General features: G+C 62.6%; 18 protein-coding genes. 16 read left to right on the top strand and 2 right to left on the bottom strand.

Annotated elements, in window-relative coordinates; all coding sequences use genetic code 11:
- Nucleotides 1-480: 480 nt before the first annotated feature.
- From C7438_RS03560 to yajC, 4 genes are read left to right on the top strand one after another with little or no spacing between them, the layout of a single operon-like run.
- Nucleotides 481-1,479 carry a DUF1861 family protein gene (locus C7438_RS03560; protein ID WP_121443925.1) on the top strand — a complete coding sequence of 333 codons (999 nt, stop codon included), beginning with the start codon at nucleotides 481-483 and terminating at the stop codon, nucleotides 1,477-1,479.
- Nucleotides 1,476-2,549, top strand: coding sequence for a tRNA preQ1(34) S-adenosylmethionine ribosyltransferase-isomerase QueA (gene queA / locus C7438_RS03555; RefSeq protein WP_121443924.1), 1,074 nt, complete (start codon nucleotides 1,476-1,478; stop codon nucleotides 2,547-2,549). Before C7438_RS03560 ends, queA begins: the two co-directional genes overlap by 4 nt.
- Nucleotides 2,550-2,601: 52 nt before the next feature.
- The gene (gene tgt / locus C7438_RS03550) at nucleotides 2,602-3,735 is read left to right on the top strand and encodes a tRNA guanosine(34) transglycosylase Tgt (RefSeq protein ID WP_121443923.1); all 1,134 of its coding nucleotides are present in this window, start codon (nucleotides 2,602-2,604) and stop codon (nucleotides 3,733-3,735) included.
- 41 nt (nucleotides 3,736-3,776) lie between these two features.
- On the top strand, nucleotides 3,777-4,118 hold the full coding sequence (gene yajC, locus C7438_RS03545; RefSeq protein WP_121443922.1) for a preprotein translocase subunit YajC: 342 nt from the start codon (nucleotides 3,777-3,779) through the stop codon (nucleotides 4,116-4,118).
- Nucleotides 4,119-4,123: 5 nt separating this feature from the next.
- On the opposite strand, the gene C7438_RS03540 is transcribed toward yajC, so the two are convergent.
- Nucleotides 4,124-4,516 (bottom strand): YrzE family protein, encoded by a 393-nt coding sequence (locus C7438_RS03540; protein WP_121443921.1) that lies wholly within the window; start codon nucleotides 4,514-4,516, stop codon nucleotides 4,124-4,126.
- A gap of 85 nt (nucleotides 4,517-4,601) precedes the next feature.
- On the opposite strand from C7438_RS03540, the gene C7438_RS03535 reads away from it, so the two are divergent.
- Nucleotides 4,602-5,369 carry a DUF421 domain-containing protein gene (locus C7438_RS03535; RefSeq protein ID WP_121443920.1) on the top strand — a complete coding sequence of 256 codons (768 nt, stop codon included), beginning with the start codon at nucleotides 4,602-4,604 and terminating at the stop codon, nucleotides 5,367-5,369.
- Here C7438_RS03535 and C7438_RS03530 read toward each other — a convergent pair.
- Nucleotides 5,341-6,906, bottom strand: a complete 1,566-nt coding sequence (locus C7438_RS03530) for an oligosaccharide flippase family protein (RefSeq protein WP_121443919.1) — start codon at nucleotides 6,904-6,906, stop codon at nucleotides 5,341-5,343. The two genes, C7438_RS03535 and C7438_RS03530, sit on opposite strands and share 29 nt — an antisense overlap.
- A 100-nt stretch (nucleotides 6,907-7,006) precedes the next feature.
- On the opposite strand from C7438_RS03530, the gene C7438_RS09240 reads away from it, so the two are divergent.
- The 11 genes from C7438_RS09240 (at nucleotide 7,007) to cas7g (ending at nucleotide 22,719) form a co-directional block, all read left to right on the top strand.
- Nucleotides 7,007-7,447, top strand: a complete 441-nt coding sequence (locus tag C7438_RS09240) for a post-transcriptional regulator (RefSeq protein ID WP_211322043.1) — start codon at nucleotides 7,007-7,009, stop codon at nucleotides 7,445-7,447.
- A 162-nt stretch (nucleotides 7,448-7,609) separates the two neighbouring features.
- The gene (gene secD / locus C7438_RS03520; RefSeq protein ID WP_211322042.1) at nucleotides 7,610-8,896 is read left to right on the top strand and encodes a protein translocase subunit SecD; all 1,287 of its coding nucleotides are present in this window, start codon (nucleotides 7,610-7,612) and stop codon (nucleotides 8,894-8,896) included.
- On the top strand, nucleotides 8,886-9,968 hold the full coding sequence (gene secF / locus C7438_RS03515) for a protein translocase subunit SecF (RefSeq protein ID WP_121443917.1): 1,083 nt from the start codon (nucleotides 8,886-8,888) through the stop codon (nucleotides 9,966-9,968). Before secD ends, secF begins: the two co-directional genes overlap by 11 nt.
- Nucleotides 9,969-10,003: 35 nt before the next feature.
- Nucleotides 10,004-12,538, top strand: a complete 2,535-nt coding sequence (gene recJ, locus C7438_RS03510) for a single-stranded-DNA-specific exonuclease RecJ (protein ID WP_170143548.1) — start codon at nucleotides 10,004-10,006, stop codon at nucleotides 12,536-12,538.
- A gap of 59 nt (nucleotides 12,539-12,597) precedes the next feature.
- Nucleotides 12,598-13,170, top strand: a complete 573-nt coding sequence (locus C7438_RS03505) for an adenine phosphoribosyltransferase (RefSeq protein ID WP_245956456.1) — start codon at nucleotides 12,598-12,600, stop codon at nucleotides 13,168-13,170.
- Nucleotides 13,171-13,382: 212 nt separating this feature from the next.
- Nucleotides 13,383-15,611, top strand: coding sequence for a RelA/SpoT family protein (locus C7438_RS03500; protein WP_121444079.1), 2,229 nt, complete (start codon nucleotides 13,383-13,385; stop codon nucleotides 15,609-15,611).
- Nucleotides 15,612-15,732: 121 nt separating this feature from the next.
- Nucleotides 15,733-16,200 carry a D-aminoacyl-tRNA deacylase gene (dtd, locus tag C7438_RS03495; RefSeq protein ID WP_121443915.1) on the top strand — a complete coding sequence of 156 codons (468 nt, stop codon included), beginning with the start codon at nucleotides 15,733-15,735 and terminating at the stop codon, nucleotides 16,198-16,200.
- 637 nt (nucleotides 16,201-16,837) lie between these two features.
- Nucleotides 16,838-19,147 (top strand): ribonucleoside-diphosphate reductase subunit alpha, encoded by a 2,310-nt coding sequence (locus tag C7438_RS03490; protein WP_121443914.1) that lies wholly within the window; start codon nucleotides 16,838-16,840, stop codon nucleotides 19,145-19,147.
- Nucleotides 19,148-19,211: 64 nt separating this feature from the next.
- On the top strand, nucleotides 19,212-19,841 hold the full coding sequence (locus C7438_RS03485) for a flavodoxin domain-containing protein (RefSeq protein ID WP_121443913.1): 630 nt from the start codon (nucleotides 19,212-19,214) through the stop codon (nucleotides 19,839-19,841).
- Nucleotides 19,842-19,967: 126 nt separating this feature from the next.
- On the top strand, nucleotides 19,968-21,032 hold the full coding sequence (locus C7438_RS03480; protein WP_121443912.1) for a ribonucleotide-diphosphate reductase subunit beta: 1,065 nt from the start codon (nucleotides 19,968-19,970) through the stop codon (nucleotides 21,030-21,032).
- A gap of 382 nt (nucleotides 21,033-21,414) precedes the next feature.
- Nucleotides 21,415-22,719, top strand: a complete 1,305-nt coding sequence (cas7g, locus tag C7438_RS03475) for a type I-G CRISPR-associated RAMP protein Csb1/Cas7g (protein ID WP_121443911.1) — start codon at nucleotides 21,415-21,417, stop codon at nucleotides 22,717-22,719.
- The last annotated feature ends 9 nt before the right edge of the window (nucleotides 22,720-22,728 follow it).

Here is a 22,728-nt window from a genome sequence, read left to right as displayed (position 1 = left end):
CGGGACGCACCGGGGACCGCCTCCGCTCCCGCATCTCGCGTACGGAGACGGAGGCGGAGACGATATGTACTACATAACTCATTATGCATGACTTTCACAATTTCGTCAAGGCAATGTCTGGAAATTTGTGCTTTACCCGGCGCCGCCCCCGATGGGGCGGGAGATGCGAAAACCCCACCTCCACGAGACGAACCTTTGGCTCGTCCGCGCCTTTACAGCTTCCCCGCGAGCGGGTATATTTCTGTAGAGTATGCGTTCATCCGCAAGGGAGCGCGTCCGCCTTCGGGACGCGGCGTAGCCGGATGCGGAGGCGGAGGTGCGGAGTTCGGCTGTGCGGCGCACGCACCGCGGCGGGACTTGCGCGGTGGCGCTCTTTGCCGTTCACGACCGCGCCCGCGAGACGCATACTGTTGGAGAGGAAGACCCGCCGAGACGGGTTGCCGGTTGGGGGAGTTGCGTATGGGCGGAGGGACACCGGAGATGGTACAGATCAGACGGGCGCGTTCGGCCGAAGACCTCCTTCGCGAGCTGCGGGCCGGGGAGGGGCCGTTCCGCGCAGAAATCCTGCACTTCGTCGGCGTTGACGACCGAGATGTGTACAACATCACCCCTCCCTTTTGCGATGCCGGGCGCTGGCTCATCGCCGGCCGGGTAGAAAACCGCCGCAGCGAGGTCTCCGAGGTGTATTTTTTTGCGGAAAACGAACGAGGCGAATGGGAACTCCTCCCGGACACGCCCATCTTTTCCCTCCAAGACCCTTTTGTCGCACGCGTGCAGGGTGAACTCGTCTTCGGCGGCGTAGAGACGTTCATCCACCCGCGGGGGGTACCGCCGCGCTTTTGGTGGTGGCGGACCATCCTCTTCCGCGGTTCCGACGTGCGTTCCCTTCGCCCCTTCTTCTACGGACCGGACGGGATGAAGGACATTCGGCTCGTCGAACTCAAGGACGGGCGTATTGGCGTCTTTACGCGCCCGCAGGGCAAGGTAGGGGGGCGGGGGAAGATCGGCTTCTTCACCGTGGAGAGCCTGGACGAACTTCGCCCCGACCTCTTCGAGTCCGCCCCCATTCTCGAAGGCCTCTTTTTGGACGAGGAATGGGGCGGGGTAAACGAAGCCCAGCTCCTTCCGGATGGTCGGCTTGCCGTCATCGGCCACATCGCGCGCTTTGCCGACGAGGTGACGCGCTACCGCGACTACTACGCCCTCACCTTCGTCTTCGACCCGGTGACGTTTCACTTTACCGACGTGCGGATCGTCGCGGAGCGGCGCAACTTTGTGGAAGGCCCGGCGAAGCGGGAGGACGTAGCGAACGTCGTGTTTCCCGGCGGCCTCGTGCGCAATCCCGACGGGACGGCCGTCCTCTACGCAGGCGTAAGCGACGCGGGCGCCCAGCGCCTCTTCATGCCCGACGTCTTCAGGCCCTACGGCCTTCTTCCCAACCCCCTGCACACGCCCTGCGGGCCGCGGATCGAGCGATGAAGCTGTCCGACTTCGACTACGAACTTCCGGAAGAGCTCATCGCCCAAGAGCCCCTGCCCGAACGGGACGCTTCGCGCCTCATGGTCCTCTATCGGGCAGAGGGGCGTTGGGAGCACCGGCGTTTCCGCGAGCTTCCGAACTTCCTCCGATCGGGAGACGTCCTCGTGTTCAACGACTCCCGCGTGATTCCCGCACGCCTGTACGGCCGCAAGGCGGATACGGGTGCGCGCGTGGAACTCCTCCTCGTAGAGCCGCGGGGCGGGCCTTGGCGGTGGAAGGTGCTCGCACGTCCCGCGCGCCGCCTGCGACCCGGTACGGTCGTAGAGATCCTTCCCGTGTCCCCGGAAGCTTCCGAGCGCGCGTCTGCCGCGCTGCGCGCCGTCGTGGAGGAGGCGCTCGACGGCGGAGTGCGGGTCGTCCGCTTCGATCTCGGTGCGGGAGGAGACGAGGGGGATTTCTTTCGCCTCCTCGAGCGGGTCGGACGGGTCCCCCTGCCGCCCTACGTGCGCCGCGAGCTGCGCGACCCCGAGCGCTACCAGACGGTATACGCGCGGGAGCGCGGTTCGGTGGCCGCCCCTACGGCAGGGCTTCACTTTACTCCCGAACTCCTCAGCGCCCTTGCCGCCCGGGGGGTGACCTTCGCCTACGTCACCCTTCACGTGGGGCTGGGGACGTTTCGCCCCGTAACCGAGGAAGATCCCACCCGGCACCGCATGCACGAAGAACCGTACCGTCTGCCGCCGGAGACGGCGGAAGTCCTCGAGACGGCGCGGCGGGAAGGGCGGATGGTCCTCGCCGTAGGGACAACGAGCCTCCGCGTCCTCGAGACCGTGTACCGGCGGCACGGGCGCTTCGTGCCGGAGGAAGGGGTGACGGACCTCTTCCTCTACCCGGGCATTCCCGTCCGTTCCGTTCAGGGCCTCCTCACGAACTTCCACCTTCCCCGTTCGACGCTCCTCATGCTCGTTGCGGCGTTTGCGGGTTACGAACTCACCATGGCCGCGTACCGCGCCGCAGTGCGAGAGCGTTACCGCTTCTTCAGCTTCGGCGACGCCATGCTCATCGTATAGCCGCGACCTGGGAGAACGCCCTTTGCTTCCTGTGCGACGGAGGGAGACGCCGTTGGCCATTCGCTTTGAAGTCCTCGTCCGCGATCGCCGTTCCGGAGCGCGCGTGGGCAGATTGGTAACGCCGCACGGGACGTTCGAAACCCCGATGTTCATGCCTGTGGGCACGCAGGCTACGGTGAAGACGCTTACACCCGAAGAACTGCGCGAGATCGGGGCGAAGATCGTCCTCGCCAACACGTACCATCTCTGGCTCAGGCCGGGAGAGGACGTTGTGGCCGAGGCCGGGGGGCTACACCGCTTCATGGCGTGGGACGGTGCGATCCTCACGGACAGCGGTGGCTTTCAGGTGTTCAGCCTTGCGGAACGCCGGCGCGTCGAAGAGGAGGGTGTGTACTTCCGTTCCCACCTCGACGGCAGCGTGAAGTTCATGAGCCCCGAAGTTTCCATCGCCGTACAAAACGCCTTGGGGGCGGACATCATCATGGCCTTCGACGAATGCCCGCCCCTCGAGGCTGACCGAGCGTACGTCGAGGCGTCCGCCGCACGTACGCTTCGCTGGGCCGAGCGGAGCCTCCGCGCCCACCGCTACCCCGAGCGGCAGGCCCTGTTCGGCATCGTGCAGGGGGGGTTCTACCCCGACCTCCGCGTCGCTCACGCCCGCGCCCTCGTCGCCCTTGACTTTCCTGGATACGCTGTGGGAGGATTGAGCATAGGCGAACCTAAGGAGGTCATGTACCGGATCCTCGAGGAAACGGTCCCACACCTTCCGGAGGGAAAGCCGCGGTACCTCATGGGAGTCGGTTCCCCCGACGCGATCTTTGCCGCCGTTGAGCGGGGGATCGACCTCTTCGATTCCGTGCTCCCCACGCGCATCGCCCGCAACGGGACGGCGATGACGTCCCGGGGGCGTCTCGTGGTGCGAAACGCCGAATACCGGCGCTCCTGGGAGCCCCTCGATGCGAATTGCGACTGCAAGGTGTGCCGAACCTTTACCCGGGGGTACCTCCGCCACCTCTTTCACGCGGAGGAGATGCTCGGTCCCCGGCTCCTCACGTACCACAACCTCTACTTTCTCCTATCCCTCATGGAAGGGATCCGCGCTTCGATTCGCGAGGGGCGCTTTCAGGAGTTCAAGGAAGCGTTTCTCTCCGCGTACTACGCGGACCAACCGCACCGGGGGTTTTGAGTCGATCGGAACCCACGAATCCCCGGTACACGAAAGGGAGGATGCCCGTGCCTTACGAGCCCACGGCAACCCTGGCGCAGACCGGCGGAGACGGCAGCATCGCCCAGGTGTACGCCCAGTATTCCTCGCTCATCCTTCTCCTCCTCATGTTCGTCCTCTTTTACTTCCTCCTCATCCGCCCGCAACAAAAGCGGCAAAAAGAGCGCGAGCGTATGCTCGCCGCCCTGAAGAAGGGAGACCGGGTAGTGACCATCGGCGGCCTGCACGGCACGATCGTCGACCTCGACGACAAGACGGTCGTCCTCCGCGCCGGCGACAGCCGGCTCACGTTTGAACGAAGCGCCATAAGCGCCGTCCTCCGCGACGACAAGGGGGAAAAGTGACGCGTTCAGCGCTTCCGCCGGTGCGGCGTTCGGCGGAGGAACAGGTGCGACGAAAGGGTTCCCAACGCGCCGGCGGCCGTCGCTCCCACGAGGAGGGCGACCGTCGGGAGGTTGGGCGTTCGGTCGAAGAAGATCCAGGCAAACCCGGCGAGGGTGGCGAGGTAGAGGGCGCCGAGGAGCGCCCCTGCCGGCCACCCTCCTTCGTTTTGTCTGCTTCCGAGAAACCATCCGGCTGCGTACGCCACGCCCAGGTGCGTCCCCAGGACGAGTCCGGGAAGCGACCACATCTCCCGTCCGACTTCGACTTCTCCGTCCCTACCCGGGAACACGAGGACCACCGCCGTGCCCACGAGGACGAAAAGGACGAGCGAGAGCACGTACGCCTTGACGAACTCCATCGGTGTCCCCCCGATCTGCGCATACTACGCCCGTGGGTCGTATGCCCTGCCCGAAACGAGGTGGAAACCGCGGGAGGGTTTGCGGGTGGAAGACTTTTTGCGCATGCTCGTACGTTCCCTGATCATGTATGCGTACCTCATGTTCATCATTCGTCTTATGGGGAAGCGGGAAATCGGGCAGGTTTCCCTCTTCGACCTTGTCGTCTCGATCGTGATCGCGGAAATCGCCGCCTTCACGATTGACGACCTGGAAATGCCGCTGTACCACGGGCTTGGCCCGATCCTCCTCCTCGCGCTCACGCAGATCGTCATCTCCTACGCGTCGATGAAGAGCCGCCGCTTTCGCGACTTCGTCGACGGGAAGCCGTCCATCCTTATCGAACGCGGAAAGATCCGCGACCGCGAGATGCGCGCCCACCGGTACAACATCGACGACCTCTTCATGCAGCTTCGGGAAAAGGACATCTTGGACGTATCCGAGGTCGAGTTCGCGTACCTCGAACCTTCGGGGAAGCTCTCCGTGGTCAAGAAGCCCGAGCGTCAGCCCCTTACGCCGGAGGACTTGGGCATCCCGCCGAAGGTGAAGGACGTCCATCCCTTGCCCGTGATCATGGACGGAGAGGTGATTACAGAAAACCTCAAGCGTACGGGGAAGGACGAACGTTGGCTTCGGGAAGAACTGCGCGCCCGCGGCATCGCGCGGCCGGAGGACGTCTTTCTCATGACGTTGGACCGCGAGGGTACGGTGTACCTCGACCTCAAGGATGAAGCGGAATGTCCCCCCGCACCTTCCTCCGGAAGCGACGGGTCCGAACCGTGTTCGTCTACCCCTCGCCGCGAAGGAGGCGGGTGAGCGTGGCGGAAAAGGGGTAAAGCCCCAGCCGTTCGGCGAGAAGGGCGTAGAGGAGCGCGGCCGCGAGGAGGGCGAAGAGAAGCTCCTGTACGGATCCTCCCAGGACGACTTCGGCGGGGAGGAGGCGCAGGGCGTACACCCCGGTTGCCGCGCTCGCCAGGGCCACGAGGAACAGCTTTCCTTCGGTTTCCCCGGCGGGGGAGAATCCGAGGCGGCGGACGAGCGCGCGGTGGTGTAGGACGGTGAGGAGGACGCCTTGCAGCACGTACGCCACGGTGACGCCTCGGATCCCCAAATCGGGCCGGGGGGCGAGGGCGAGGATTGCGGCGAGCTTGAGGACGCTTGCGGCAAGCGTATTGCGGGCGTTTACCTGCGACCACCCCAGCGCCTGCAAGGCGGATCCCAAGGGTCCCTGGACGTAGAGGAAAGGTGCGGCAAGGGCGAGGAGGGAGAGGTGGGGCGCAAGGCGCGGAGTGGCAAAGAGGACCTCGGCGAGGGGCGAGGCGAAGAAAAAGAAGAAGGCGGCAAACGGAAAGGTGAACGCCGCGGTGTGGCGCACGCTCTGGCGGAGGAGCTCGGCGGTGCGCCTGCGGTCGTTTCGGGCCCAGGCTTCGGCCATGGCAGGAATGAGGCTTTGCGAAAGCGAATACGAAAAGGTGGTCGGGAACCAGACGAGAAAGACGGCGAGACCGGTAAGTTCCCCGTAGAGTGCGGCGGCTTCCGAAGCGGAGGCGCCTCCGTGGAGGAGGGCCCGGTTCACGAGAATGGGTTCTACGGCGTAGGCCGACGAGGCGATCACCTGGGTGAGGAACACGGGCCAGCCTTCCCTAAAGAGAAAGCGGAGGTCGTCGCGGACGTTTTGAGAGCCAAGGAACGGGATGCGCACCGCCTTCGGCGGACGGAACGTAGGGTCGCGGCGGTAGCGCAGGGCGAGGTAGGCGAGGCTGGCGATTTCTCCCAAAAGCGTTGCGGCGAGGATTCCCGCCGCCGCCGCGGAAGAACCGTAGGGAAGAAGGAGCCACGCGAGCAAAACCGCCGCAGGACTTCGGACGAGCACCTCTACGGTGGCGGCGACGGCCGGCGGGCGCATGTCCGAAAGGCCTTGAAAGTACGCGCGCAAGACCGTGCCGATCCCCATGATTCCGAGCGCAAGCCCGGCCACGCGGAGGGGGAGGACGAGCTCGGGGTTGGCAAAGGCCCAGCGGGCCAAGGGCTCGGCGAGGATGGCGAGGAGGGCGCCGCCCACCCCCCCGAAGCCCAGGGTGAGCCCCGCGGCGAGGTAGAACAGGCGGGCCATACGCACGTCGTCTTGCTTGCTCGCCGCTTGGGCGATGCCTTTGGGTAAGGCGACGTGGAGTCCAAAACGGGCGAAGGCGAGGAAGAAAAAGAGGAGCGGGAGGACGAGCTGAGCGAGCCCGAGAACCTCCGTACCCGCGAGGCGCGGGATCGCGAACTTGGGGAGAAAGCCCATGAGGCGGCCAAAGACGCCGGCGAAGAGGAGCGTGAAGGTTCCGCGCAAGAGGCTCTGTCGTGGCATGTCCGTCCCCCCGCTTCATGGCTATGAAAGACGTGCGGGGACCATGCCCTACTTGCCGGAGCCGTTCGGCCGAACACGGAAAGCGAGGGAGATCGCTGCGATGCGAGGCGTGTCCGAAGATCCGTACCCGAAATTCGACCGCGAGGTGCTGGAAGGCTCGTCCTCGCCCCAGGAGGATCTTTCGTTTCCGAATGCAGACGAGTTCGACATCGAGGCGGCGTTGGAGGCCCTCCGGGTTCGCGACGGTTACGGGGTGCGCGAAGCCCCTTCCGCCGACGCCGCGTGGCGTATCGACCGAGACGTCCGCGAACGCTACGGGGAGGAGATCCGCACGTCCCTCCTCGAGCTTTGCGAGGCGCGGGCCGCCGACTTTCGCCTTTTGGGACTTGCGGGGGTTACGGGAGAGGACGTGTGGCGCACGGTGCTTCGCCGCTACGACGACGTCCCACCCCTGTACCGCCTCGTCGCGGACATCCTTTCCCTCAAGGTGCAGACGTTCCTCGACGACCGGCGGCGGGAGATGTACCGGAATCTGCGTTGACCCACGCCGGGGGGCTTCCTATAATTGTGGCGTATCCTTGCGGTGTATCGCGGAATACGCCCGTTGCCCTGAACTCGGCCACGCGGCTCGAGAATGGGCGGGCGTTCCAAATCCCGTGCCCGTTCCGTTTCGGGAAGGAAGAAGGAAGGAGAACGCGCCGAAATGCCTCCTTTCCTGCGACGCCATCCCCTGGCAACCGTACTCGCCGCGGTTCTCCTTTTCGTCGTTTTGGCCGTCGGAACGCTCCCCGGAATCCTCAAAGGGATTCCGTTGGGCCTGGATCTGCGCGGTGGGTTTGAAGTCCTCTACCGCGTGGAGCCGATCGGGGGAGGGAGCGTGACGCGCGAACTCCTCGCCCAGACGCAGGCCGTACTCGAACGGCGGATCAACGCCCTCGGCGTCTCCGAACCCGACCTGAGCGTGGAAAATCCCGACCGGATTCGGGTGAAGCTCGCGGGCGTCACAGACGAAAAGGAAGCGCGCCAAATTCTCGCCGCCCAAGCCGAACTCACCTTCCGCGAAGTCGTCTACGATCCGCAGACGGGAAGGCTCGTCCCTACGGACAAGGTCCTCCTTACGGGGGCGGATCTCAAGGAAGGTTCGGCGCGGCCGGAGATCAACCCCCAGACCGGTGAAGCGGAAGTCGCGGTGGCCTTTAAGGATCCGCAGAAGTTCGAAGCGCTCACCCGGGAGTACTACGGCCTCCTCGATCGCCGCATTGGAATCTTTTTCGACAATGAGATGCTTTCGGCGCCCGTCGTCCGCGCGGTGATTACGAACGGCCAGGCGGTCATCACGGGATTTAAGGACCTCCGGGAGGCCAAGAACATCGCCAACCTCCTGAACGCCGGCGCCCTCCCCGTGAAGCTCGTGGAGATTTCCTCCAACGTCGTGAGCCCGACCCTCGGTCAGGCGGCGCTTCGCCACGGAATTGAGGCCGGCGCCCTTGCGGCGGCGTTCATCGCGATCTTCCTCACCGTGCTCTACCGGCTTCCTGGCTTGGTTGCCGTCTTTTCTCTTTCCGTCTACCTGTACCTCATGTTCGTCGTCTTGTGGGGCGTTCCCGTGACGCTCACCCTCCCGGGAATCGCCGCGTTCATCCTCGGCATGGGGATGGCGGTAGACGCGAACATCCTCACCGATGAGAGGATCAAGGAGGAACTGCGGGCTGGGCGCCCGCTTCGGGTGGCCGTGCGCCTCGGCTCCCAAAAGAGCCTCCGGTCGATCCTCGACGCCCACGTGACGACGATCCTCGCCGCCCTCGTCCTCTTTTTCCTGGGCACCGGATCTGTGCGCGGTTTTGCCCTCGTCCTCATCACCTCGAACGTCGTCAACCTCCTCACGAACGTCGCCCTCTCGCGCTTCCTCCTGCACCTCCTCGTAGAAAGCCCTCTCCTCGGGAAACCGCACTTGTTCGGAGTAAGGGAGGCAGAACCCCATGTCGCGTAAAGGGAAGGGATGGGAAGGGCGGCGGGATCTTGCGGGCGGGCGGAGCGAAGATCGGGGCGATTCCTACCGCCTCAAACGTCAGGGGGACCCTCCTCCTCCGAGGCGCGAATCTCCGCCTCTCGCCGAGGAAATGGGGGGCGCGGCATCTTCGGCGGGGGGATTTCGTGGGCTCGTAGACCGTATCGACTTTGTCCGCTTCCGGCGCGTGTACTACCTCGTCACGCTCGCCTTCCTCGTCTTCGGCGGGATCGCTCTCGCCTGGCGTGGGCTCAACCTCGGGGTGGACTTCACGAGCGGGACGCGGATCGAGGTCAAGGTCGGGAAGGAGTTCACGGACGAAGAAGTCTACGGCCTTCTCAAGGACGTCCCCCCCTCCCTCGTGGAACGGGTGGGCGTAGGTGAGGGGACATCCCTCGTCCTTCGCTACAAGCGCGTGCTGTCGCAAGAAGAGGTGGACCGTGTACGCGATCTTTTGAGCCGGCACTTCGGAGGCGACCTCACCCCGACGGTGAGCACCGTCGATCCCCTCGTAGGCCGGGAGCTCGCCCGCAACGCGGTGTACTCCACGCTCCTTGCGGCTTTGGGAATTGTGGTCTACATGACCCTGCGCTTCGAGTACCGAATGGCCTTGGCGGGCATCGTGAGCATCTTCAGCGTCGTAGGGATCGTGATCGGGTTTATCGCCCTCCTGCAGGTCGAGGTGGACGTGACCTTTATCACAGCAATCCTCACGATCGTCGGCTACGCGATCAGCGATACGGTGATCGTCTTCGACCGCATCCGGGAAAACCGCCGGCTTCGCGAGCCCAGGGACGCGGAAGGGTACCTCTCCCTCGTAAACACGAGCATCCGCCAGGTGTTCGTCCGCTCCGTGAACACCGTCCTCACGGTGCTCTTCGCCTCCCTCGCCCTTCTCGTGTTGGGCGGGCCCGGACTTTACACCTTCGCCCTAACGCTCACGCTGGGCCTCTTTTTCGGGGCATACGCCTCCCTTGCGACGGCGAGCCAGCTGTGGCTTGAATGGACCTTGTGGGACCTCCGGCGGGGACGCCTGCGTACGGCGCGTGCCTAAAGGGGGAAACGTCCGGAGGGAAGGAGGTAGGGCCGGTGGAGCTGCACGTCGCCGTAGGGGGGTGGACGTACGTCCCCCTCTCCGAAGAAGAGCGCCGCGGCGTCTTTCGCCTCGCCGAGGAAATCGCTTTCCCCCCGTCGCTTGCGGAGGTGCTCTGGCGCCGCGGGTACCGCACGCCAAAGGCGGCAAAGGACTTCCTCGCCCTAGCCGATGCCCCGCCGGCGGACCCCTTGGGTTTGCCGGGAACGGAAGCTGCCTTGGCGCGCCTCCTTCTCGCCCGACGGAGGGGGGAGCGCGTCCTCGTGTACGGGGATTACGATGCCGACGGCGTCCTCGGGACGGCCATCCTCGTGCGCGCGCTTCGCGCCGCCGGGATCCGCGTACGCGCCGTCCTCGCGGACCGCTTTCGCGGGGGCTACGGCCTTCACGCCGCCGCGCTAGAACCTCTCCTTCGCGGGCCGGAGGCGGCGACCCTCGTGGTCACGGTGGATACGGGTTCGACGGCCGCGGAAGACGTGCGCGCCCTGCGCGCGCTCGGGGCAGACGTCGTCGTGACGGACCACCACGCGTTGGGCGAATCGCTTCCCCCGGCCGACGTCTTCGTAAGCCCTCGCCTCCTTCCGGAGGGCCACCCCCTTTCCTTTCTTTCGGGCGCCGGCGTCGCCTACCTCCTCGCGCGCGCCCTCCTCGCGTCGCCCGACGTGGCAGACGAAGTCCGCGGCGCCTCCTCCGCGCGCGAAGCTCTCCTCAGCGAGCTCGAGGCGTACGCGGCATTGGCGACCGTGGCCGACGTCGTCCCCCTTTGGGGGGAAAACCGCCCCCTCGTGCGCCGCGGCCTCAAGTTCCTGCGGAACGCCTCGTCTCCCGCTCTGACTTCCCTCCTTCGGGCCGCTGGCGTGTCGCCGGACGAACTCGACGAAGTGGCGGTGGGCTTCCGCATCGCCCCGCTCCTCAACGCCGCCGGGCGCATGGCCACCCCCTATGAGGCGCTCCACCTCCTCCTTGCGGAGGACGCCGAAGAAGCCGAAAGCCGCGCCGCTCTCCTCCGCAGGTTGAACGAAGCGCGACGCCGCGAGGTCGGTAGGATATTGGAGGAAATCTCCGAAGCCGACCTCCGCGGTCCGGCGGCGGTCCTCTGCGGCGCGGATTGGCACGAAGGCGTTCTCGGCATCGTCGCTTCTCGCCTGGAGGCGGAGCTCGCACGCCCGGTGTTCGTCTTCGCGCCCGCGGAGGAAGAACCGGCGCTTCTCCGCGGATCGGCGCGCGCGCGCCCGCCTTACGACCTCGTTGCGCTTCTGGCCGAACTCCGAGGTACCCTTCCCGACGCGGTCCTCGTGGCCGGCGGCCACCGGGAAGCGGCGGGCCTCACCGTCCGGCGCGAAGCCTTTCCCGCCGTGCGCGAGGCGATTCTCACGCGTCTTGCGGCGCGGTACGGCGCTTCGGAAAGAACGCCGACGCGAGGGAGTCCCCTCGATGCCCGACTCACCCTCGAGGAGCTCGAGAACGGGTTTCTCTCCCGCTACGCCGCCCTCGCCCCGTTTGGGGAGGGGAATCCCCTACCGCGCTTTTTGCTCGAAGGAGTAGAAGTCGTGGACTCGCGCTTCGTCGGGCGGGACGGAGCGCACGTGCGTCTCAACCTCGCCCGCGGAAGCTCGCGGGGAAGGGCAATCGCCTTTCGCCAGGCGGAGTTCTGGCGCACCGCGGACCGCGCCCGTACCTATGCCCTGGCATGCGAAGTTCGTCCGTCGACCTTTCGCGGCCGGACGCACGCCGACCTCCACGTGCTCGCCGCCGAGCCGCGCCCGTCGCCCGCGTTCGTCCCCTTCGTCTGTCGGGAGGATACGCTTTCCCCAAGCCGCCTCCTCGCCTACGCCGAAGAAGAAGGGCGCACCCGGGCGTGGGCCTTTGCCCGTCCAGGGGACCTCTTCCTCGTCCTCGACCACGGGGGACCGAGGGGAATTGCCACCGTCGTAGGGAGATCCTATACCCCGTCGGTTCTTTCGCTTTCCCTCGAAGCGCTTTCGGGATCGGGCGCGGCGGAATTCGGCGAGGGGCAAACCCTTGCCGCCGTCCTCCTCGACCTCCCGCCGGGGGAACCCGCGCTTTACGCCCTTTCCCGCATCTCACGCGAAGGGGAGGTGTTCCTCCTTCCCGAAGTGCTGGAGGATGCGCGACGTTGGGCGCGCTTCGACCCGCGGGCGTGGTTCGGACGGGCGGTCGCCCACGTGCGCGACGCCTGTCGGCGCGGAGACGCTTGCAAGAAGGCAGGGGACGGTGCGTACGTCCTTGCCGTGGGAGCCTGGCGTTCGCTCTTTCCTCCTTCCTGGTCCCCCTCGGCGGTCCACTTGGTCCTTCGGGTGTTCGTGGAAACCGGCCTCGCCACCGAAGCCGGGAGGTCCGTCCTTCGCCTAAAGGAGGAGGCGCTCGAAGTTTCCGAAGGGAAGCTCGTTTCCCCTACCCTTGTCCGTCTCGTCGGCCGAAGCGAGGCCGCCCGTCTCATCCTGCGCCACGCTCAGGTTCCCGCCCACGCCGGAACTTTTGGAGAAGCGATTTCCTTCCGCGCTCCGTGATGCGGTTCCGCGTCCGGTTTATCGGCGGCGCGGCCCCATACGAGAAAGGAGTGATTTCCGTGGCCCTTCACGCCCTCGACCCTAAGGCGCTCGAAGAGCGGCTCAAGAAGTCCATCCGCACGATTCCCGATTACCCCCAGCCGGGGATCCTCTTTTACGACATCACGACGCTCTTTCAAGACCCCGAAGCGTACAAGCTCGCCATCGACCACCTCGTGGAACGCGTTCGCCCCTTCCGTCCCGACGTGATCGTCGGCCCCGAGGCGCGCGGGTTCGTGGTCGGGGGGCCCTTGGCGTACGCCCTAGGCGTCGGCTTTGCGTTCGTTCGGAAGCCCGGAAAGCTCCCGCGCGAGGTCGTCACCGCCGAATACGAAAAGGAGTACGGACCAGACTCCCTCGCCATCCACAGAGACGCTCTGCTTCCCGGGCAACGCGTCGTCGTCGCCGACGACCTCCTCGCTACGGGAGGGACGATGGGGGCAACCGTCGACCTCGTCCGCAAGTTGGGGGGTGAGGTGGTCGCCGCGGCGTTTCTCATCGAGCTCGCCCACCTGGGAGGGCGTAAGTTCCTCCTCGAGGAGAAAAAGGTTCCCGAAGTCGTCACCCTCGTTCGTTATTCCGGGGAAGGCTGACGGACCGCACGGCGGCCGCAGCCTCCCCTTCTTTTTGGAGAACAGACACCGCCGCACAGGCAGTTGTACGGCCCGCCCCTTACCCCTCGCGCGGGCCGTATTTTTCCCTTTACAGGAAGAGGGGAAGTGACGCATAATGAAAGGAAGCCGGTATGCCCATACGCGGGAAAGGGCGGCTGGTCGGACCGGATGCGACGGTGGGTGAGGCCATAATGTCTACGACCGCAATTTCCGGAATCCCCGAAAGGCTTTTTACCCTGGCAGGAGAATACCTGGACGATAGAGGAATGGAACTTCTCCGGCAGGCGTACGCCTACGCCGAGGAGCACCACCGCGGACAGTACCGGATTTCCGGCGACCCCTACATCACGCATCCCGTGGCCGTGGCGGAAATCCTCGCCGAACTTCGGATGGACGCGGTGACGCTCGCCGCTGCCCTCCTCCACGACGTGCTCGAGGACACGACGGCGACGCGGGCGGAGCTGGAGGAACGGTTCGGCAAGGCGATTGCCGAACTCGTGGACGGCGTCACGAAGCTCCGGCACCTGAATTTTTCTTCCGAAGCCGAAGAGCAGGCGGAAAACCACCGCAAGATGCTCCTCGCCATGGCCCGCGACGTGCGCGTGATCCTCATCAAGCTCGCCGACCGCCTCCACAACATGCGCACGCTCAAGTACCGCAGTGAGGAAGACCAGCGCCGGATCTCGCGCGAGACGCTGGAGATCTACGCTCCGATCGCACACCGACTGGGGATTTTTAAGGTGAAGTGGGAGCTCGAGGACCTCGCCCTCCGCTACCTCAATCCCCAGCAGTACTACCGGATCGTGCACCTCATGAAGAAGAAGCGCGCGGAGCGCGAGGCGTACATCCAGCGCGTAATCGACGTCCTCAAGGAAAAGCTCGCAGAAATGGGGATCGAGGCGGAGATTTCTGGCCGTCCCAAGCACATCTACAGCATTTACCGCAAGATGTACCTGGAAAACAAGGAATTCAACGAGATCTACGACCTCCTCGCCGTACGCATCATCGTAAACACGATTCGCGACTGCTACTCCGTCCTGGGGATCGTCCACACCCTCTGGAAGCCCGTTCCCGGTCGGTTCAAAGACTACATCGCCATGCCCAAGGCAAACATGTACCAGTCCTTGCACACGACCGTCATCGGCCCCGAAGGCGAGCCCCTCGAGGTGCAGATCCGCACCCACGACATGCACGTCACCGCGGAGTACGGAATTGCCGCCCACTGGGCCTACAAGGAGGGCAAGGGGACCAAGGACGCAGAGGAGGAAGCGCGGAGGCTGCGCTGGATTCGCGAACTCCTCGAGTACCAAAAGGAGTCGCAAAACGCCCTGGAGTTCGTCGAATCCCTCAAGGTCGACATCTTCTCCGACCTCGTCTTCGTCTTTACGCCCAAGGGAGACGTCGTCGAACTTCCCGCGGGCTCGACGCCCCTGGACTTCGCCTACAAGATCCACACGGAAATCGGTCACCGCTGTGTCGGCGCAAAGGTGAACGGGAAGCTCGTCCCCCTCGACACGACGCTCAAGACGGGGGACATCGTGGAAATCCTCACCTCCAAGCACAGCTTCGGCCCGAGCCTCGACTGGCTCAAAATCGTGAAGACCTCGAGCGCCCGCAACAAGATCCGCGCGTGGTTTAAGAAAGAGCGGCGGGAAGAGATGCTCGAGCGCGGGCGCCTCGCGCTCGAACACGAAGCACGGCGCCACGGAATCCCCATAAAGGAGACCCTGCGGGAAGAGTACCTGCGCGAAGTCGCCAATCGCCATCACTTCGGAAGCGTAGAGGACCTCCTCGTCGCCGTTGGTTACGGGGGCATGGCCCCTTCCGCCGTTCTTTCCCGCCTCGTGGAGGAGCGGCAGAAAGGAGAGGAGCCCACGGCCAAGGCGGAAACCGCTCCCGCGGAAGTCAGCAAGGCCTTCGTCCAACCAGAGGCGCGGGGAACCGCAACCGTTCCTGCGCGCGATCGGTCTTTCGGGACTCAGGGAGTCGTCGTCCCCGGCGTGGACAACGTCCTCGTGCGCCTCAGCCGCTGCTGTACCCCTATACCCGGCGACGAAATCGTCGGGTTCATCACCCGCGGCCGGGGAATTTCCGTTCACCGCAAAGACTGCCCCAACGTCGTCCGCGAAGATCCCTCGCGCCTCATCGAACTCCGCTGGGAGCCCACGGGCAATCTCGAGTACCCCGTAGAGATCGAGGTACTCGGCTTCGATCGCCCTGGGATTTTGAGCGACGTCATCCAGGCCATCGGCGAGTCCAAGGTGAACATGACGGAAGTGCGCGGGCGCAGCGACCAAAACCGCATGGCGCACATCACCGTCACCGTCCACGTGCGCGACGTGGACCATCTGAACCGCGTCCTCGATCGAATTCGGCGTGTGCGCGACGTGTACACCGTGCGGCGCGCGCTCAAGCCGTAGGCGCAAGCGGAATTTCCCCATACCGGAACTGGTACCGGGTTTCTGCAGCGGAGACGGAAGATGCGTCGCCGCCAAAGTTTTTACCTGCGTCTTTGCACCGTTCGTCGAAGGAGGATAGAACGTGCGCGTGGTGCTTCAGCGGGTTTCGGAAGCGTCGGTTCTCGTGGACGGAGAGGTGGTCGGGGCGATCGGTCCCGGACGTGGCCTTCTCCTCTTCGTCGGGTTTACCCACGGCGACGGGCCGGACGTTCTTCCGCGCATGGCCGACAAAATCCTCCGCCTCCGCATCTTCGCGGATTCCGCCGGCAAGATGAACCTCTCCGCCTTGGACGTCGGAGCCTCTCTGCTCGTCGTCTCGCAGTTCACCCTATACGCGGACATCCGCCAAGGCCGAAGGCCGAGCTTCACGGACGCGCTCCCTCCGGATCCGGCGGCCCTTCTCTTCGACGCCTTCGTACGCGAACTCCGTTCCTCCGGACTCACCGTCTCCACGGGCCGTTTCGGCGCGCACATGGAGGTACGTCTCGTAAACGACGGGCCCGTGACCCTCTTTCTCGACGACCGCGAGCTTTGGCCGAAGGGGGATTGACTCAGTTCTCCCGGTGTCCGGACGTACGCTTGGCCTTTCCAGAGGCGAACCGCCGAAGGCGATCCCGAAGGGCGGTACCTTTGAAACCTGCGTTGCAGTGCCTCACCGGTGTCGTTTGCCGAAACCGAGAGGCTACGTGTTCCTGCCCCTGGCGGAGAGTACCCACAGTCGCACGTGGATTTCGGGAAAGAAAGGAGCACCCACAAGGGCGCTCCTTTTTCTGTTTTCGGTTCTGCCTGTCTGATTTAGTCCCGAGATTGGTCTCGGGATCTAGCCCCTTCGTTGGAAATTGAGTCGGAAGGGAATGGGGAATCTCTCTACAACTTTCAGAATCCTCCGTATAGTCAAGAGGTTGGCTTGCATGACATTTTCCACGTTCGGAGGCAGGGAAAAAAGCTTTGCAACAAATCGTGAATGGAACGCGGGGATGTTGTCACGAAGAGGAAAGCTTCGCGAAGAGGGGAGTTCATACCGGGTGCCTGCCTCCCGAGTCAGTCTTGTGCCGGAGAGCGGGGCGGGCTAGAATGGGGACGAGCACAGATATAGAACCCCGAATCCGTAAAAACACTACATATAGGACAAATGGCCCACCCGCCCTTTCCGGCGGGGGACGGCTGGGAGGAAGAGAGGGAAGGCGATGGCGTACACAGTACCCACGAACTCGTCTTCGTCGGCGGGGCTATCGTCGGCCGCTTTTGCGACCGAAGAGCTCCTCCAAGAAATCCAAGACATCCTTTCCCGCTTTCCGCATCTCGACGGTACGAGATTTCTCGAGAGAACCCTCCGCGCCGTGCGCCAAGACCCGGGGCACGACCCGTACGACTACGCCGTACGAAACGCGCTCGACGAAATCCGCATAGGCGCAGAAGACTGGACGTATGTCGCCGCGCGGATTTACCTCCGCAAGCTCTACCGCGAGGCAGCGGAAAACCGAGGATTTGCGTACAATCCGGAAAAGCCGTACCAAAACTTCCCGGAGCTTGTTCGCACGCTCCACGCGAAGGGAATCTATTCCGACAGCCTCCTTAGGGCGTATTCGGAAGAAGAGCTTGCGCTTGCGGGGACGTGGCTCGACCCTGCGAAAGATGAGCTCTTTACGTACCTCGGCCTTCTTACAATGAGCACGCGCTACTTGGCGCGGGATAAGGACGGAAAGACGTACGAACTCCCGCAGGAGCGCTACCTCATCATCGCTCTTTACCTCATGCAAAAGGAAAACCCGGCGAAGCGCATGGAATTCGTGCGCGAGGCGTACTGGGCGCTTTCCAACCACTACATGACCGTGGCGACGCCGACGTTCGCCAACGCGGGGAAGGCTTGGGGGCAACTTTCGAGCTGCTTCATCGACGTCGTTGACGACTCCCTGCGCGGGATTTACGACTCGAACACGGACGCGGCGCTTCTCTCGAAGGCGGGAGGCGGCATTGGTGTCTACATGGGCAAGCTTCGTCCGCGCGGAAGCACCATCAAGGGAATCCGCGGGCTTTCTTCCGGCATTGTGCCGTGGGCGAGGCAGCTCAACAACACGGCCGTCTCCGTAGACCAGTTGGGGCAAAGGCAGGGCGCAATTGCCATTTACCTCGACGTGTGGCACAAAGACATTTTCGACTTTCTCGACCTAAAGCTCAACAACGGCGACCCGCGCATGCGGACGTACGACCTCTTTACGGGCGTGACGATTCCCGACCTCTTCATGGAGCAGGTGGAGAAGCGGGGAAGTTGGTATCTCTTTGACCCTCACGAAGTGCGCACGAAGAAGGGTTGGAGCTTGGAAGACTTTTACGACGAAGAGTTCGGCCGAGGAAGCTTTCGGGAAAAGTACTGGGAACTCGTAAACGACCCGGAAATTTCGAAAGAAGAGGTCCCCGCCATCGAAGTCATGAAGCGGATCATGCGCTCGCAGCTTGAAACGGGGACTCCGTACATGCTCTACCGCGACACGGCCAACCGGATGAACCCAAACAAGCACGCAGGTGTGATCTATGCCTCGAACCTTTGCACCGAAATCCTCCAAAACAACTCCGCAACTACCGTCGTGGAAGAATACTTAGACGAAAACGGAATGATCGTCACGAAGAAAAAGCCGGGCGATTTTGTGGTGTGCAACCTCTCTTCGATTAACCTCGCCCGGGCGGTGCCTGACGGTGTACTCGAACGCCTCATCCCCATCCAAATGCGCATGCTCGACAACGTAATCGATTTAAACCGCATCGAAGTACTTCAGGCCGTAGTGACGAACCAAAAGTACAGAGCTGTGGGGCTTGGCGTCTTTGGCTGGCACCACCTCCTCGTCTTGGAAGGAATTCCTTGGGAATCGGAAGAGGCCGTAGAGTACGCCGACAAGCTCCACGAAAAAATCGCCTTCCTCGCCATCCGCGCTTCTCTGGAGCTCGCGAAGGAAAAGGGCGCGTATCCCCTCTTCGAAGGTTCGGAGTGGCATACGGGGAAGTACTTCGAACGCCGAGGCTACATCCGGCCGAACTATAAAGAGCTTCCTACAGAAGAATGGACGGAATGGGAGAAGCTGGCGGACGAAGTGAGCCGCCACGGGCTTCGAAACGGGTACCTCCAGGCGATCGCGCCTACGGGCACGACGTCCATCGTGGGCGGCTCTACCGCCTCCATCGACCCGGTATACCGAAAGGAGTACATCGAAGAGAAGAACAACTACCGGATTCGCGTCATCGCGCCGGACATGACGCCGCTTCGGGCAATGCTCTACAAAAACGCCCACGAAATCGACCAAATGTGGAGCATCCGGCAGAACGCCGCACGCACAAGGCACGTAGACCAAGGGATTTCCTTCAACCTCTACGTCCGGCACGACATCAAAGCGAAAGACCTCTTAGAGCTTCACCTCACGGCGTGGAAGATGGGGCTTAAGACGACGTACTACGTCCGCTCCACGACGGTGGAAATCGAAGAGTGCGAGTCGTGTTCGTCCTAAGGCGACGAGGCGAAAAAAGACGGCGCCAAGTACAAAGCCAAAAAATCAAAGAAGGTGGTTCAGGATGAAAGCTGAACCAGGGAGCTCCGCTCCTCCTAAAGTTCTTGTCGCCTACGTATCCTACAGCGGCAATACGCGGGAGACGGCGGAAATCATCGCCGGCGTTCTTGCGGAGAAGGGCATGGAAGTGGCACTCCTGGACGTTTCGGAGGTAGGGATTCCTTCGGAGGACGAGGCCCCTTCGGATCCGCAGGACGTTCGGGAGTTTAAAGGTAACTCGGGGACCAGAGGGACCGGCGTTCCCTTGGAAGGTTACGACGTGTACGTTTTCGGCGCGCTCACGTGGGGAGACGGCGAGCTTCCAGAGGAGATGCGCGTCTTTCTCCGCGGGCTTCTCCCCCTTCTCGAAAGGCGCTTCGAAGAAGGGCGCGCGGGGACCTCTGCCGTCTTCGGCACGGGGGACAGCATTTTCCCTCGCTTCTGTTGGGCGGTAGACATCATCTTCCACCACCTCACGAAGCGAGGAATTCCCACCTTTCCCGAAAAGCTCAAGATCGAGCAGTCACCTTACGGATTAGGACAAGTTGCAAAGGTAAAGGCTTGGGCGGAACGGTTTGCGGAGTGGATGCAAGGTTCAACGACGGTGGAAGACGCAGCGCAGGAAGCAAGCACCTCGAAGTTTGTGGTGAAGTAGGGCGAAGGAAGAACTCCGAAGGAACGAAGAAATAAAGTCGGCAAGGTCAAAGGCCAAATCGTTGGGGCAAAGTGTGCGAAGCGCAATCCAAAGACGACAGACGACGATCTAAAGGAGGTTTCTTCCATGCTTGAACTCAGTCCGAAAGAGCCCGTCCTGCGCAAAATCCGCCTCCTCGCACCGGGAAAGCCGAACAAGGCCACGCGCATCGTAGGCGGCGAGGCGAGCGGAATCGTAAACTGGAATGACATTCGCTACCCGCACTTTTACACGATCTACAAGACGCTTCTCGGGAATTTCTGGATTCCCGATGAAGTGCCCATGACGCGCGACGCCAAGGAGTGGGAAAGCCTCACGCCTAGGGAGCAGGAAGCGTACCTCAAGACGATTGGGCTCCTCTCCAACCTCGACTCCGTTCAAACGCGCTACATCCTCGAGGCGAGCCTCTTCGTCTCCGACCCTTCTGTACACGCGATTCTCTCCGTCATCGCCCAGCAGGAAGCCGTACACAACCAGAGCTACTCGTACATCCTTTCGTCCATCGTGCCTTTCGACGTGCAGAACAAGGTGTTTACCGATGCGCATTCCGACCCTGCGGTTCTTAGGCGCAACATGCTCATCGTAGACCTCTACGAGGAATTCCGGGAAAAGCGTACAGCAGAAGCTTTGGCAAAGAGCCTCGTCGCCTCCCTCATCCTCGAAGGTCTCAACTTCTACTCGGGCTTTGCGGTGTTCTACAATTTCGCGCGCAACCAAAAGATGCTTGGGACTTCCACGATGATCAGCTACATCCAGCGCGACGAGATGCAGCACGGGTACTTCGTCACTCAGCTCATTCGGGCGATTCTCACAGAAAATCCCGAGCTCGACCGAAACGGGGAGTTCTCGGAATTCGCACTTGACACGATCGCAAAGGCGGTTGAGCTCGAGAGCGAATGGACGAAGAACGTCCTCTGGGGAATCAGCGGAATCGACCTCGAAGAGATGCTTGCGTACGTGAAGTACCTCGCGAATAAGCGCCTCTCCATGCTTGGGCTTCCCGACCTCTATCCCGGGTACGACGAAAACGTGATGCCGTGGATTCAGGCGTACTCCGACGAAAACATCAACAACATTAAGACCGACTTCTTCGAGCAGCGCGCCCGCACGTACACCAAGGTGACGGACATAAACGGGTTTGACGAGCTTTGACCTTTTCTTCGGAAGGAAGTCCCTGGGGTTCCGCCAGCTGGTTGCGCACACAGGCGGGCGAGGTCACGATGTGATGCAAACCTTCCGGAAACTGAGGGGTTCCGAGCCGTAAAGCTTACGTCGAGGGCAAGGAGCCCGGTATGCCTGAGCTCAGGGGATTCGGGTTAGGAGTACCCGAACTGCAGCTAGGCCGCCGGGCGTTTACGATTCCAAGGCTCAATGAGGGCGAAAAGCCCACGGCATCTCCCACCGACGGCGATTTCAAAATCCCCGAAAGGCTCTACGCGAAATTGGCGCTGGCGCGAGAAGGAAAAACGAGGATCGCGGCGAATGTACCAGAATAGGCGTGCAGGAGCAATTTCCGAAAAAGGAGGCTCCCTGGATGAACGTTGAGGGATTTGCCAATCTCCTTAAACAAGCCTTGTCCGACAACGGAACGGCCGTCGGGATAAGGGTGGAGCAAAAGTTCCGACCGTTTGAGAGCGGTTTCGACGTGCAACCCCCGACGTACTCGGCAGGCGAGGAAGGTCGCGGGGGAAGGCAACGCCCTGTCCGTCACTTCGCCTTGAGACGCATAGGCGGCAGGCTTTTCCTCACGGTGCTTTTAGATTCGATTCCTTCGCAGGCTAACCGGTTAGAAGAACTCATGGTTCGCCGAGCGAAAGAGCTCGAACTTCCGGTCGTAGGAGTTCGGGTGGAAAATTACCTAGTCACACAGTACGATGCACCGCACCGAATCTACGACGCCTACTTCAAGTTTTCGAAACTCGGTAGTCAGCCCTTCTTTACTTCCCCCGTAGGGCGTGAGATTCTGTGGGCCGACACCTTTACGGCTACGCCGATTTACCGGTGGTCGCCCAACACGCTCCTTTTTGGCGGTTGGGCATCTCATGCGGACGAAGCTGCAATGACGCTCACTCAGGGAGGTAAGTTCCAACGCGCGCAGGCCAAGATCGAACGGGCGCTTGAGGCGACGATCTTTGGCGTTGTCGCCGACCTTACGCCTTTTGAAGAAACGTTAGAAAAGAATGCGGATCAACTCGATCGCATGTTGGACGGTTTAAGTCGGTTTTTCACGGTTGGGAAGACCGAGAGTCGGTATGACCCCCTCAATCCTTCGGCAGCGACAGGGAGGCAAGTTTCCGAGGAAAAACTCTCCCAGCTCGGCCTCGGCCACATCCTTCCGACAATCAACGCGGATGGCGGTTACGTGACGGTACAGGAGATCGTCTATCATTCCGTGCTCAAATTTTCTTCGCTTCGAAAACTCTATTTCCCGCCCCAACAAGGCACATATGCTCACGAACGCGATGTGGCCGGAAGATTGGTGTTGGCGACCTTGGGCCTCCACCTTCTTTCGGTGTACCTTTCTCAGGGGGCAATTAAGCTGCGTTCGCGGGCAACGCTCGTTCCCGAGAATTCTCTTGTGAACGCCATGTACCTCGAGCACGTTCGGGAAGAAAGAGTGATCCAGCTGGATCCAAAGTTTACCAGGGAGCTCTACATTTATGCAAAAAAAGATGCAGAAGAAAACCACGGCCTCAGTTTTGAAAAGGAGTGCCTTCTGCTCGATCTCGATGAAGATGAATTGTCGAATAAATCATCGTTCACTTTTAAAGTCCCCCTTACACCCAGCTACGTGTACGATATTTGCCCCAAGTTTGCCGAAAGAGAAAACGGAAGGTAGGAAAAGACG

This window comes from Brockia lithotrophica, from assembly GCF_003633725.1.
Taxonomy (GTDB): domain Bacteria; phylum Bacillota; class Bacilli; order Thermicanales; family DSM-22653; genus Brockia; species Brockia lithotrophica.
This window is presented reverse-complemented; position numbering and strand designations above follow the sequence as displayed.